The following is a 14,093-nucleotide window of genomic DNA, read 5'->3' on the forward strand; positions in this document are numbered from 1 at the left end:
TAAAGTTAGGTGAAATTTTATACTTTCTTTTCTAGTAAGAAACAGCCGGCAGAAAGGATTCTGCCGACTGGCCTTTTAGCGTTTTTGTAATTCCTGCTGCAATAATTTGTTGACTACTTGCGGATTGGCTTGTCCTTTTGTTGCTTTCATAACCTGACCAACAAGGGAGCCTGCTGCTTTTGCTTTACCACCTTTGAAGTCCTCAACTGATTTCGGATTTGCATCCAAAACCTCTGAGATAATTTTTAGCAGTGTGCTTTCATCAGAAATTTGCACAAGTCCTTTTTCTTTAACAATCTTCTCAGCATCGCCGCCGTTTTCGATTAACTCTTTGAATACCGTCTTGGCAATCTTTGAAGATATCGTGCCGTTTTCAATCAGTTTAATCATGCCGGCCAGACCCTCTGGAGTCAAAGCAACCTCATGCAATTCTTTTCCTTCGGCGTTTAAATAACCGGAAACTTCACCCATAATCCAGTTGGAAGCCTGTTTGGCATCAGCCCCGGCATGAACGGTGGCTTCAAAGAAGTCAGCGGTTTCTTTTGTCACAGTTAATACTTTGGCATCATAAACCGGCAATCCAAGCTCTTCTACATAGCGTTTTTGCCGCTGATCCGGCAGTTCCGGAATCTCAGCACGGATGCGGGATTTCCAGTCTTCATCAATATAAAGCTCTAATAAGTCCGGTTCGGGGAAGTAGCGGTAATCATCAGAGCCTTCCTTCACCCGCATGAGGATTGTTGTCCCGGTGGCTTCATCAAAGCGGCGTGTTTCCTGCTCGATTTTTCCGCCTGCCATCACAACTTCTCGTTGCCGCTTCTCCTCAAATTCAAGTCCTTTACGGACAAAATTGAACGAGTTTAAGTTTTTCAACTCGGTTTTTGTCCCGAATTCTTTTTGTCCCACAGGACGAATGGAGATATTGGCATCACATCTTAGTGAGCCCTCTTCCATTTTACAGTCGGATACACCGGTATATTGAATAATCGATTTTAATTTTTCCAAATAGGCGTAGGCTTCATTCGGCGTGCGAATATCCGGTTCCGAGACAATTTCAATCAGCGGTGTTCCCTGACGGTTAATGTCGACCAAAGAATAGCCTTTTTCATGGTTTAACTTACCGGCATCTTCTTCTAAATGGATGCGGGTAATGCCGATTTTCTTTTTATAGCCATCAACTTCAATTTCAATCCAGCCATGCTCGCCGATTGGCTGGTCAAATTGAGAAATCTGATATGCCTTGGGATTGTCTGGGTAAAAATAGTTTTTTCGGTCAAATTTTGTGTGCGTGGCGATTTGACAATTCAACGCCATCGCCGCCTTCATGCCGTAATCAACAACCTTCCTGTTTAAAACAGGAAGGACGCCTGGGTACCCTAAATCAATCACACTTGTATTAGTGTTCGGCACGGCCCCAAAATGGTTTGGACTGGATGAAAAGATTTTCGATTCGGTTTTTAACTCAACATGGACTTCAAGTCCGATTACTGTTTCAAATTCCACTTTCGTTCACCCCCTACAATTGTGGCTTCTGTGTATGATAGTCTGTTGCCTGCTCGAAGGCATGGGCAACGCGATAAACGCAAGCTTCATCAAAATGCTTACCGATAATTTGTAATCCAAGCGGAAGTCCGCCATCAAAGCCGCATGGCACAGATATGCCCGGGACGCCGGCAAGATTCACCGGAATCGTTAAAATATCATTGACATACATTGTCATTGGATCGTCGATATTTTCGCCGATTTTGAACGCTGGAGTCGGCGTAGTCGGACCGATAATGACATCATAGTGTTCAAATACCTTTTCAAAATCTTGCTTAATCAAAGTACGCACTTTCTGTGCCTTTTTATAGTAAGCATCATAGTAACCTGAACTCAACGCAAAAGTACCAAGCATAATACGGCGCTTGACTTCATCACCGAAGCCTTCCGCTCTTGTATTTTTGTATAAGTCTAATAGTGTCTCGGCATTCGGTGACCGATACCCGTAGCGGACACCATCAAAGCGGGCAAGGTTGGCCGATGCTTCGGATGATGACAACAGATAATAAGTGGCCAAGGCATATTTCGAGTGTGGTAGTGAAACTTCTTCCCAAACAGCCCCAAGGCCTTCCAGCACCTTTAATGCGTCTAAAACGGATTGACGGACAGATTCATTGACACCCTCACCAAGATATTCTTTTGGAACAGCAATTTTTAAACCTTTGACATCACCAGTCAAGCTCTTGGTAAAATTCGGAACATCGACATTGGCTGATGTGGAGTCCATCGGATCAAGGCCGGAAATAGCTTCAAGCAGGTAAGCATTATCCTCAACCGTTCTCGTGATCGGCCCGATTTGATCAAGTGAAGAGGCAAAGGCTACAAGTCCAAAGCGGGAGACCCTCCCATAGGTTGGCTTCATGCCCACGACACCGCAAAATGCAGCTGGCTGGCGAATCGACCCGCCTGTATCAGAACCAAGGGAGAATAATACTTCACCTGCAGCAACGGAAGCAGCCGAACCGCCTGAAGATCCGCCTGGAACTCTGTCTAAATTCCATGGATTATATGTTTTTTGGAAGTGCGAGTTTTCGTTCGATGACCCCATCGCAAACTCGTCCATGTTCAATTTACCGATTGTCACCGTCTCTGCCTTTTGTAATTTTTGCACGACAGTGGCATCATAAATTGGATCAAAGTTTTCAAGAATTTTGCTGGCACAGGTTGTCCTTAATCCTTTCGTGACAATATTGTCCTTTATTCCAATCGGCATGCCAAAAAGAAGCCCTTCGGCGTTACCAGAGCTGAGCTTTTCGTCAAGGACCTTTGCGGTTTGCCGCGCCTGTTCTTCGTTTAATGTTAAAAATGCCTGTACCTTGTCATCCACTTCAGCGATTCGTTTATACGATTCATCAACAAGGTCAGATACTTTCAGCTCTTTTTTATGTAAAAGCTCATGCAAATCTGATACTTTATGATCAAATAAACTCACTTTTTTGGTCCTCCTCTACTCCCCTAAAATCGATGGCACTTTAAATTGCCCATCCTGATGTTCAGGCGCATTTTTCAATACTTCTTCCTGCGGTAATCCCAGCTGCGGAATGTCCTCGCGCAAAACATTTTTCATATCAAGCACATGGTATGTAGGTTTGACATTATCCGTATCCAGTTCATTTAATTGTTCTGCAAATGTGATGATGGCATCAAGCTGTTTTGTAAACTTTTCCGCCTCTTGTTCCGTAATCGCAAGCCGTGCCAAATTGGCCACATGCTTCACCTGCTCTGTTGAAATCCGTGACATAACGATCCCCTCCGATCACTTTTATTTACTATTGATGATACCAAACTTTTTTGCTTTACCGCAATGATTCCTTCTCCATTATGGCCAAGTTCATTATGATTTAATGGCTGTCTTGGAACACCTATTTTTTGATACCCAAAGATATGGCCTGCAAATTTGCGTTATTTTGAAATCTACCTTTAAACAATGGTAAAATAGATTCCAACTATGCTTCATGATTACATCGCATTGACTCTAGTTTTAATTTTTATATACAAAGTAAAGAGTAGCAAACTAGGGAATTTTTTCAATTTATGTAAAACCCACCTAGAATCCTATTGCTGCGAGTGAATTTTTGGTTAAAACATAAAAATCAAACTTTATAGTTTAGGAGAATCACTTATGAAAAAAAGAAGACGGAAGAAATTTAGAACGTTTTTCGGTCTGCTCGTGCTTTTTGGAATTTTGGCGATGATTCAAACTTATTTTCAACAAAGTCCTTCTATACCGCGAGAAAAAACTGATCCCTTTGCTGGGGTTAAAAAATATCGTCCTCAACTTCAAAGTGAATTAGCAAAGTACCATCTTGAAAAATACACAGATGTTTTGGTTGCATTGATGCAGCAAGAAAGCCACGGTCAAGGCGGCGATCCCATGCAGGCTTCCGAGTCGGCCGGTTTGGCAAAGAATACGATTCAGAATCCGAAACAGAGCATTCAAGTAGGGGTGAAACATTTTCATCGGGTTCTCACCTATGGCCGTCAGCAAAAGGTGGATTTCCCGACAATTATTCAAGCCTACAACATGGGCACCGGCTATATTACCTTCGTGGCACAGCACGGCGGCAAGCATAGCGAGGAACTAGCTAAACAGTTCTCAAAGATACAGGTGAAAAAGAAGCCTGATCTTTATAATTGCGGCGGAGATAAAAATAATTTCCGCTACCCTTACTGTTATGGTGACTTCACCTACAGTACAAAGGTGATAAAAAACATGCGATTGCTGGTTGACAGCGTGCCAGTAAGTGGGAATGGGGAAAAAATAAAACTGGGGAATCGTTTTGAATAGTTGATTTTCTTAGTGTAATTTGCAGGGGTGACTGGCCGGACTTGGGTTTTCTCTCCCTTCCCGGTCACTCGTTTCTGTTCATTGAACCCTCCCATATTCACTTTTTCCTTTCTCGCTCGTTCGTTTCTGTTCATTGAACCTTCCTATATTCACTTTTTCCTTTCCCGCTCGTTCGTTTCTGTTCATTGAACCTTCCCATATTCACTTTTCCCCGTTCCGCTCACTGCTTTCTGTTCATTGAACCTTCCTATATTCACTTTTTCCTTTCCCGCTCGTTCGTTTCTGTTCATTGAACCCTCCTATATTCACTTTTTCTCGTTCCGCTCCCTGCTTTCTGTTCATTAAACCTTCCTATATTCACTTTTTCCTTTCCCGCTCGTTCGTTTCTGTTCATTGAACCCTCCCATATTCACTTTTTCCTTTCCCGCTCGTTCGTTTCTGTTCATTGAACCCTCCTATATTCACTTTTTCTCGTTCCGCTCCCTGCTTTCTGTTCATTGAACCTTCCTATATTCACTTTTTCCTTTCCCGCTCGTTCGTTTCTGTTCATTGAACCTTCCCATATTCACTTTTCCCCGTTCCGCTCACTGCTTTCTGTTCATTAAACCTTCCCATATTCACTTTTCCCCGCTCCGCTCACTGCTTTCTGTTCATTGAACCTTCCTATATTCACTTTTTCCTTTCCCGCTCGTTCGTTTCTGTTCATTGAACCCTCCTATATTCACTTTTTCTCGTTCCGCTCACTGCTTTCTGTTCATTAAACCTTCCCATATTCACTTTTCCCGCTCCGCTCCCTGCTTTCTGTTCATTGAACCCTCCCATATTCACTTTTCCTCGTTCCACTCACTGCTTTCTGTTCATTGAACCTTCCCATGTTCACTTTTCCCCGCTCCGCTCCCTCGTTTGGTGACCTTCGTTACTCTTTTTCGCTCTTCCCTGTCTCTTATCGGACTTATACCTTACGAGGAGTTGCGTTATGAAAAAAGAGTGCCTGACTCCGTTGTGAATCATACACTCTTTTTTGCTTTAAAATAATTTTGTCCAAAAGCTTTCCTTGGCAGCAGGGATTTCCGGAGCTTTCTTTGTAATAAAAATTTCATCCTTATCAATTGCATAATCCAGTGCCAATACCAAACCAATGTCTGTGTTACTTTCTTTATTTGTGACAATGGTATGCCCAATTTTGTTCTTCGTTGCTTGTTTTACATATTTGGATAGTTGCTCATAGCTCAAAGTTCCATTAAGAAAAAGGTGTGCCTTGGGATACTCCTTCATATACTGCTCTACCTCTGGGTATACCGTTTCCTCTGCAACCTGGCCTTTCTTTAAAGCGACCACTATCCGCTCGCGCAGTGTCCCCAAGTATGTCCGCCGCTCATCCGGCTTCGTTTCCAAAGGTCCATGAATCCCTTGTTGAAGGATCTCTTCAACATTCGTTTTTTTCAATCCAATCAACTCCAATACAAGAACTATTATTTCCTATGATAGGACAAAAAGGATTGTTCCATTCATTTTTATTTTTTCGTACCAAGCAACCGGACTTTCTTGAGCAAGGGCTCTCATTTATAAATTTTGCGTTGATGGGAGTTCCTATGGCTATATTCTGGACAATGCCCCCTTCTCTCTATCCATCCAGGCAAGGCGTAAAAAAGTAAAAAACTACGGAGAAACCGGCTTCCCCGTAGTTTTATGATAACAAATTAGCGGATATCCTTGATAAAGGTTTTGATTTTTGGAGTCAGTGCAAACAAAATAATCGAAAGAACAATTGACAGTACTCCAATAACACCAAAGTAGGTCATTTCTGTTTCCGGCGTATAGAATTTAACGATTTGCGCGTTAAGTGCTTGAGCCGCTGCGTTCGATAAGAGCCACATACTCATCATTTGTGATGAGAAAGCAGACGGTGCCAGTTTGGTGGTCGCTGACAGGCCAACAGGCGATAAGCACAATTCCCCGATTACGACGATAAAGTAGCTAAGTACAAGCCATAATGGATTAACCAATGCATGCGTTCCGCCGATCAAAGCAGGAACTAAAATAACGACGAATGACAACCCCGCGAATAGCAGACCGTAGGCAAATTTCGCCGGGATCGTTGGTGCCTTATTACCCAATTTTACCCAAAGTGTTCCAACAATTGGTGCAAACACAACGATAAACAATGGGTTCGCTGACTGGAACCAAGATGGATTAATATGAATTCCCGCAAAGTCTAATTGTGTCCGTTTGTCAGCAAAAGCGGCAAGAATCGTTGAACCTTGCTCTTGGATTGACCAGAACATAACGGCTGCCAAGAATAACGGAATAAAGGCGATCAAATGCGAACGCTCTTCCTTTGTTGTTTTTGGACTGCGGTACATGTAAATAAAATAGATGGTTGGAATTACAAATCCAAGGATTCCGACAAGGTAAATAAACCGTTGAACGGTTAAAATGCCGGTCATAGCAGAAATCGTAATGATTACGGCAAGAACAACTGCTGCCAAGCCAAATTTTACAAAAGTAGTTTTCTTTTCCTCTGAGGATAATGGATTATGAACGAATTGACCAGCAAGGCCAAGGTTCTTTTTCCTTGTTAAAACATAACAAACTAATGCCAAGAACATTCCAAGAGCAGCGATACCAAAACCTAAATGGAAATTATAATTCATTCCAACTGTTCCGACAATTAATGGAGCAATAAAGGCCCCGAGGTTTACACTCATATAAAAAATACTGAAGCCAGCATCACGGCGGGCGTCATTAATATCATACATTTCCCCTACAACCGTCGAAATATTTGGCTTTAATAAGCCTGTACCGAGGATAATTAACACCATTGAAGTAAAAAACATTGCTTTACTTCCAGGTACAGCTAAAGCGATATGACCGAACATAATCAAAATACCGCCGTAAAACAGCGACTTGGATGGTCCAATCAACCGGTCTGCCACCCATCCACCAATGATCCCTGACATGTAGATCAATGATCCATATACAGAAGCGATGGCGAGGGCCGTCTGCTGGTTCATACCTAATCCGCCTTTAGTGACGGAATAATACATATAATAGACTAGAATGGCTTTCATGCCATAGTATGAAAATCTTTCCCAAAATTCAGTAAAGAATAACGTAAACAATCCTTTAGGATGACCAAAAAAACCTGTTTGAGGAACACTATCCACAATCTTCTGTCTATTTGACATTTCTTCTGGAATTATTTCCTCAATTTTCTGTTTTCTTAATGTTGACATTCAATTTAACCTCCATTTCTATATTAAAATAATAAATATATTGTTGAAAGTTGTCAATTGTTAGTTTTTTCAAAGATTAGATTTGTTTAGTACTTAGTGAAAATTATCTTAAAATACTAATTCGTCAAAATTTTTTATAAAATGCATCTGAAAACAAAAAATCCCTCCCTCCAGTTAAGGAGAGAAGGATCAAAAGGATTATATTTATTTTGTACTTGTAAATTGTTCTTCTTCTGTTGAGCCTTTTAGTGCAGTTGTAGAAGAAGTACCACCAGTAATTACCATAGATACTTGGTCAAAGTAACCTGTGCCAACTTCACGTTGGTGACGAGTTGCAGTATAACCGTATTGTTCGCTGGCAAATTCAGCTTGTTGTAATTCAGAGTAAGCGGCCATGCCACGATCTTTGTAGCCGCGAGCAAGCTCGAACATGCTGTGGTTTAGAGCATGGAAACCTGCAAGTGTAACGAATTGGAATTTGTAGCCCATTTTACCAAGCTCTTGTTGGAAGTTTGCAATCGTTTCTTCATCGAGCTTAGCCTTCCAGTTGAAAGAAGGAGAGCAGTTATATGCCAATAGCTTGCCAGGGAATTGTTCATGGATTGCTTCCGCAAAACGTCTTGCTTCCTCAATATTTGGCTCGGAAGTTTCACACCAGATCAAGTCCGCATATGGTGCATAAGCTAAGCCACGGGCAATTGCTTGATCAATTCCGGCTTTCGTACGGAAAAATCCTTCGGTTGTACGCTCACCAGTAATAAATGGAGCATCGTTCATATCGATATCGCTTGTAATTAAATCAGCAGCGTTGGCATCTGTACGAGCAACCAATACAGTTGGCACACCCATAACATCGGCTGCTAGACGGGCTGCAATCAGGTTGCGGACGGCTGTTTGTGTCGGAAGTAATACCTTACCACCTAAGTGACCGCATTTTTTCTCGGAAGATAGTTGGTCTTCGAAGTGAACGCCGGATGCCCCTGCTTCAATCATTGCTTTCATTAATTCGAAGCAGTTTAATTGACCGCCAAAGCCGGCCTCAGCATCAGCTACAATCGGAGCAAACCAGTCGATTGAGTGGTCGCCTTCTCCATGTGTAATTTGATCGGCGCGCTGCAATGCTTGGTTAATCCGCTTCACAACAGCAGGAACGCTGTTTGCCGGATACAAGCTTTGGTCCGGATACATTTGTCCAGCCAGGTTGGCATCTGCAGCAACCTGCCAGCCGCTTAAGTAAATGGCTTTCAAGCCTGCTTTCACTTGTTGAACTGCTTGGTTACCTGTCAGAGCACCAAGTGCATTGATATAGTCTTCCTCGTTTAACAGCTTCCAAAGCTTTTCGGCGCCTTTACGAGCCAATGTATATTCAATGTCGATGGAACCGCGAAGTTTGATAACATCTTCTGCCGTGTATGGTCTTGTAATCCCCTTCCAACGTGCATCCATTTCCCAGCTTTCTTGTAATTGCGCTACTCTTGCATCTGTCATTTTCCATTTCCTCCTATTAATCTACTATTTTTTATATATAAATTTTTTATAACAGCTCATATCCGGGTAGTGTTAAGAAATCAACAAATTCATCGTCTAAAATTAATTGATCAAACAGTTTAACGGCTTCTTCAAAACGGCCGCCGGCAAAAGCTTGTTCCCCAATTTCCTGTTTGATTTTCTCCAACTCCTCTGCCTTAAACGCCTCATACATTTCAACTGTCACTTTACGTCCGTCATTTAAGATCCCTTTCGGGTGACGGATCCATTGCCAAAGCTGAGCCCGTGAAATTTCCGCTGTTGCCGCATCCTCCATCAGGTTGTAAATAGGGGCTGCTCCTCGTCCGGATAGCCATGATGCAACATATTGAATCCCAACGTTGATGTTGGTACGAACTCCTGCCTCGGTAATCGTTCCATTTGGTACTTCCAACAGGTCTTGAGCAGTGACGGTAATTTTCTGCTGTTTTGTCGTATGAATCTGGTTTGGCGTCGGCATCTCGCGATTGAACACTTCCATTGCTACCGGTACCAGCCCCGGATGAGCAACCCATGTCCCATCATGACCATCACGCGCTTCACGCTCTTTATCGGCGCGAACCTTCGCAAATGCTTCTTCATTAGCCTGCGGGTTATTTTTTACCGGAATTTGTGCGGCCATTCCGCCAATTGCCGGTGCCTTGCGGCGGTGACATGTTTGAATTGTAAGTAGCGAGTACGAACGCATAAACGGAACGGTCATTGTCACCTGTGAACGATCTGGCAGAATGACATCGTCCTGTTGGCGCAGCTTTTTCAAATAGCTGAAAATATAATCCCAACGTCCACAGTTCAAGCCGGCTGAATGTTCTTTTAACTCATAGAGAATTTCTTCCATTTCAAATGCTGCCATAATCGTCTCGATCAGCACAGTTGCTTTAATCGTTCCCTGCGCGATACCGAGTTTTTCTTGAGCAAAAACGAATACATCGTTCCAAAGTCGAGCTTCTAAATGACTTTCCAGCTTTGGCAGATAGAAATAGGGGCCTGTACCTCTAGCCAACAATTCTTTTACGTTATGGAAAAAGTAAAGGCCGAAATCGACAAAGCTTCCCGAGATTGGTTTTCCGTCTACTAAAATATGCTTTTCCTCAAGGTGGAGCCCACGGGGTCTTACGATCAACACGGCTGTCTGCTCATTTAATTCGTACTTTTTGCCATTTGGATTTTCAAAGGAAATCGTCCGCTTTACCGCATCTCGTAAGTTGATCTGTCCTTCAACAATATTTTCCCATGTCGGTGATGTGGCATCTTCAAAGTCAGCCATGAACATTTTTGCACCTGAATTCAAGGCGTTTATCACCATTTTTCGGTCTGTCGGCCCGGTAATTTCCACGCGGCGATCTTGTAAATCTTTTGGCAGCGGGGCAATTGTCCAATCCCCGTTGCGGATATGTTTTGTTTCCGGAAGGAAGTCAGGCAGCTTGCCATTGTTAATTTCCTCTTGGCGCTTTTGTCTGGACTGTAACAGTTCCACTCTTCTCGCGCCAAAATTCCGCTCTAATTCTTCAATGAAATTCAACGCTTCAGGCGTCAAAATCTCTTCAAATTGGGCTTTCAAGGCCCCGACCACTTCAATACCCCTTGTTTGCGTCGACATGTACTACATCACCTCTTGTTATAATACAGAAACTTACCTCGTTTTGTATTATATAACACTATTTACAAAAAAGAAACCACTTTTCTGAAAATTTTTATAAAAAAGAGGTGAATATTACCTTAATTCAATATTTACAAGGGGAAAACAGCTGACAGAAATAAAAAAATAGCCTAAAAGCAAAAAAATAACCGGCAAAAAAGCCGGTCGGTTATTACGGGTAAATATAAACAAACGGTTCGGTATCATTGGCCTTTTTGACGATCAGCGCTTCGGGTCCGTTGACAGAGGTGACACTTACCGAAACCGGTAAGTATTTAGGGAAATATTGCATTACTAACCCTGTTACATACTGGGTAAAACCGATTCCTTCCGATTTCCCATAAAATTGGATTGGGATCGTAATCGAAAGATCCTGCAGCTGATCTCCTACGTAAAAAGCTCTTCCAATAACACCGGTAAAGTTAGGAAAATAATCCTCTACATCCTGCTTAAAGTTCAAAAAGGAAATGACATCATCGCGATGATCTTTTTGGGCATCAGCTGAAGGGAATAAATAAAACTTTTCATTTACCTTCTCCCATTTATTCAGGCTCGAACTGCCACTGTCAACGGTGGTATAAGCAAAGAAATTACCGGGGACGACAGACGATTTCTTTTCCTGTTTAAATAAGGCAATCGTAATCGGGACCTCGGACAGACCTTTCATTCCCCTCATCCGCTTGACTACTTCAGCGGCGATTTTTTTTCCTTCCTGTACCATATCGGCATATTTAATCGTTTCATCCCTTTCCACCGTACCGCTGCCGACGGAAACTTTATAGTAATAGGTCGAATTCATCGCGAGTCCAATTACAACTCCGCCTAATTTTACATTTCCTTTATCATCCTTGGTTAAATAATCATGCTCGAGAATATGAGCCAAATAAATCGGTGAGCTCGGGTTTGCTTCAGTCCCTGTATTAATCGGGTTCAATCCGACATTATCAGATTGTTTTAGTTTATTTTTCTTTAGTTGTTGTTTTGTATATCGGCGGTTTAACCAGGCCTTAATGGTATCAGCCTTAATCTCCTGCCCTTCACGAAAATAATACTTATCCGTATCAAAACTGTTCTGGGCAATCCGCATTAAACCCATTTCGAATTCATTTAAATCATATCTCGTATTAATATTATTTACGACCAGCCCGCGCGCTTCCCCTGGTTTAAAGGGAAGAATCGTCCGATAATATTTATCCGATATATTGTACTTTGGAATAATTGCCTTTCCTTTACTCGACTTCCCTGAAGTTTGGACCTCTTCATTTTGCTTACTGAAATTAGGTGCACAGGCACTAAGCAAAAGAACGAGGGTAAAGGCAAGCAATGAGAGTTTTCTCATATAATGAAACACCTCTTACTTATTTAATTCTTCCAGCAGCTTCTCTTCATCCCACACTTCAATTCCCAGCTCTTGTGCCTTGGTTAGCTTTGAACCTGCGTCGGCACCCGCAATGACCAGATTTGTCTTTTTACTCACACTTCCGGAAACATTGGCACCAAGGGATTCCAGCTTTTCCTTTGCTTCACTGCGGGTTAACTGCTCGAGTTTTCCAGTAAGCACAACTGTTTTTCCGGCAAAAATCGAATCCAGTTCCGCTGCTGAAACGGGTTTTGCCCCTTTGTATTCCATATTAACTCCGGCAGCCACTAACTCCTGAATGAGTTCCTTCGCTTCTTCCTGTTCAAAAAAGCTGACAATGGAATCGGCCATCTTGTCGCCAATTTCAGCGATTGCGATTAACTGCTCTTTTGAAGCGGCAGCCAGTTTTTCCATGGTATCAAATTGGATTGCCAGTGTTTTGGCTGCTTTTGCCCCGACATGACGGATACCAAGTCCAAACAGCAATTTCTCCAAGGAATTGCCCTTCGATGCTTCAATCGCCGCTAATAAATTGGAAACAGATTTTTCACCCATTCTTTCCAGCGCCAGCAGTTGCTCACGAGTTAGCTTATAAATATCAGCGACATCACTGATTAATTTTGCAGCAAACAGCTGACTAATGACCTTTTCTCCAAGGCCTTCAATGTTCATGGCATTACGAGAGACAAAGTGAATCAGCCCCTCACGAATTTGTGCCGGACATTTCGGATTAATACATCTCAGTGCAACCTCACCTTCAAGACGGACAAGTTCACTACCACATTCCGGACAATGGGTCGGCATCTGAAAATCAACCTCTTCACCTGTTCGCTCACCAGCAAGAACATTTACCACCTCCGGAATGATATCGCCGGCTTTTTTGACCACAACCTTATCGCCGATTCTAATATCTTTCTCCCGAATTAAATCCTCATTGTGGAGCGAGGCACGTTGAACAGTTGTTCCGGCTACTTTAACAGGAGTAAGAATGGCGGTTGGCGTAATCACACCCGTCCTGCCAACGCTAACTTCAATATCTAAGAGGGTCGTAACCACTTCTTCAGCCGGAAATTTATAGGCAATCGCCCAGCGCGGATTTTTAGCCGTTGTGCCGAGTTCTTCCTGCTGGGCAAGTGAATCGACTTTGATGACAATCCCGTCTATTTCATACGGAAGTTGTGGGCGTTTTTCAGTCCAGTTATGGATGTATGCCAATACATCATCAATTGTGGCACATTTGCGCCGTTCTTTATTTGTTTTAAAGCCAAGCTTGTCTAATTGGTCAAGACTGTCGCTATGGGTAGCAGCTCCAATTACCTCGGGGTTTCCAATAGCATACAAAAAGATATCCAGCCGTCTTGAGGCAGCTATTTTCGGATCGAGCTGGCGGAGTGAACCTGCCGCAGCATTTCTCGGGTTGGCAAACAGTTCCTCACCCCGCTCTTTCCTGGCTTCATTTAAAGCTTCAAATGAACGCTTTGGCATGTATGCTTCCCCGCGAACCTCGATGGAAATTGGTTCCTTTAAACGCAGCGGAATCGATTTAATCGTTTTTAAGTTTGCCGTGATATCTTCGCCGATCGTGCCGTCACCGCGGGTGGAGCCTTGAACAAACAGACCGTCTTCATATCGCAGGGAAACCGCTAGTCCATCAATCTTCAGTTCACACACATAGGATACATAATCGCCGACAGCCTGACGGACTCTCCGGTCAAAGTCGCGCAAATCCTGCTCATTAAAGGCATTTCCCAAGCTTAACATCGGAATCCGATGCTCAACTTTTTCAAACATATCAAGTACGGCACCGCCAACACGAACGGTTGGCGAGTCCAGAGTTTTAAGCTGGGGAAACTGTTCTTCCAACTGGATTAGCTCCTGCATTAAACGGTCATATTCCGCATCCGGTACTGACGGTTTGTCTAACACATAATATTCATAGCCATATTGATTTAATAAACTTCTTAATTCTTGTATCCTTGTTTCAGCAGTTTGAAGGTCCAT

General features: G+C 42.8%; 10 protein-coding genes. 1 reads left to right on the forward strand and 9 read right to left on the reverse strand.

From position 1 onward, the window contains the following. Positions 1–75: 75 nt before the first annotated feature. The 3 genes from gatB to gatC are packed head-to-tail and all read right to left on the reverse strand — an operon-like array spanning position 76 to position 3,283. Entirely contained in the window at positions 76–1,503 is a 1,428-nt protein-coding gene (gene gatB, locus JK635_RS08625; RefSeq protein ID WP_202653547.1) for an Asp-tRNA(Asn)/Glu-tRNA(Gln) amidotransferase subunit GatB, read from the reverse strand. A gap of 13 nt (positions 1,504–1,516) precedes the next feature. Then, the gene (gatA, locus tag JK635_RS08630) at positions 1,517–2,974 is read right to left on the reverse strand and encodes an Asp-tRNA(Asn)/Glu-tRNA(Gln) amidotransferase subunit GatA (RefSeq protein WP_202653548.1); all 1,458 of its coding nucleotides are present in this window, start codon (positions 2,972–2,974) and stop codon (positions 1,517–1,519) included. Between the two features lie 15 nt (positions 2,975–2,989). Continuing rightward, positions 2,990–3,283: an Asp-tRNA(Asn)/Glu-tRNA(Gln) amidotransferase subunit GatC gene (gene gatC / locus JK635_RS08635; RefSeq protein WP_202653549.1), complete on the reverse strand. Its 294-nt coding sequence runs from the start codon at positions 3,281–3,283 to the stop codon at positions 2,990–2,992. 381 nt (positions 3,284–3,664) lie between these two features. Between gatC and JK635_RS08640 the strand changes: the two genes are divergently transcribed. After that, positions 3,665–4,330, forward strand: coding sequence for a lysozyme family protein (locus JK635_RS08640; protein ID WP_202653550.1), 666 nt, complete (start codon positions 3,665–3,667; stop codon positions 4,328–4,330). A gap of 1,026 nt (positions 4,331–5,356) precedes the next feature. On the opposite strand, the gene JK635_RS08645 is transcribed toward JK635_RS08640, so the two are convergent. From JK635_RS08645 to ligA, 6 genes are all read right to left on the reverse strand, one after another. Next, a complete protein-coding gene (locus tag JK635_RS08645) occupies positions 5,357–5,776 on the reverse strand; it encodes a YueI family protein (protein ID WP_202653551.1) in 420 nt (139 codons plus the stop codon). A 254-nt stretch (positions 5,777–6,030) separates the two neighbouring features. Further along, on the reverse strand, positions 6,031–7,566 hold the full coding sequence (locus JK635_RS08650) for a peptide MFS transporter (RefSeq protein WP_374049098.1): 1,536 nt from the start codon (positions 7,564–7,566) through the stop codon (positions 6,031–6,033). A gap of 204 nt (positions 7,567–7,770) precedes the next feature. Then, positions 7,771–9,054 (reverse strand): isocitrate lyase, encoded by a 1,284-nt coding sequence (gene aceA, locus JK635_RS08655; RefSeq protein ID WP_202653552.1) that lies wholly within the window; start codon positions 9,052–9,054, stop codon positions 7,771–7,773. A gap of 46 nt (positions 9,055–9,100) precedes the next feature. Then, on the reverse strand, positions 9,101–10,693 hold the full coding sequence (gene aceB, locus JK635_RS08660) for a malate synthase A (RefSeq protein WP_202653553.1): 1,593 nt from the start codon (positions 10,691–10,693) through the stop codon (positions 9,101–9,103). Positions 10,694–10,904: 211 nt separating this feature from the next. Then, entirely contained in the window at positions 10,905–12,071 is a 1,167-nt protein-coding gene (locus JK635_RS08665) for a CamS family sex pheromone protein (protein ID WP_202653554.1), read from the reverse strand. Between the two features lie 15 nt (positions 12,072–12,086). Further along, a complete protein-coding gene (ligA, locus tag JK635_RS08670) occupies positions 12,087–14,093 on the reverse strand; it encodes an NAD-dependent DNA ligase LigA (protein ID WP_202653555.1) in 2,007 nt (668 codons plus the stop codon).

Origin of the sequence: Neobacillus paridis, from assembly GCF_016765675.1 — a bacterium.
Classification (GTDB): Bacteria; Bacillota; Bacilli; order Bacillales; family Cytobacillaceae; genus Neobacillus; species Neobacillus paridis.

Coding starts and splice junctions, on each gene's coding strand:
- gatC (WP_202653549.1), bottom strand. CDS start 3,283: ATGTCACGGATTTCAACAGAGCAGGTGAAGCATGTGGCCAATTTGGCA.
- aceA (WP_202653552.1), bottom strand. CDS start 9,054: ATGACAGATGCAAGAGTAGCGCAATTACAAGAAAGCTGGGAAATGGAT.
- ligA (WP_202653555.1), bottom strand. CDS start 14,093: ATGGACCTTCAAACTGCTGAAACAAGGATACAAGAATTAAGAAGTTTA.
- JK635_RS08640 (WP_202653550.1), top strand. CDS start 3,665: ATGAAAAAAAGAAGACGGAAGAAATTTAGAACGTTTTTCGGTCTGCTC.
- aceB (WP_202653553.1), bottom strand. CDS start 10,693: ATGTCGACGCAAACAAGGGGTATTGAAGTGGTCGGGGCCTTGAAAGCC.
- JK635_RS08665 (WP_202653554.1), bottom strand. CDS start 12,071: ATGAGAAAACTCTCATTGCTTGCCTTTACCCTCGTTCTTTTGCTTAGT.
- JK635_RS08650 (WP_374049098.1), bottom strand. CDS start 7,566: ATGTCAACATTAAGAAAACAGAAAATTGAGGAAATAATTCCAGAAGAA.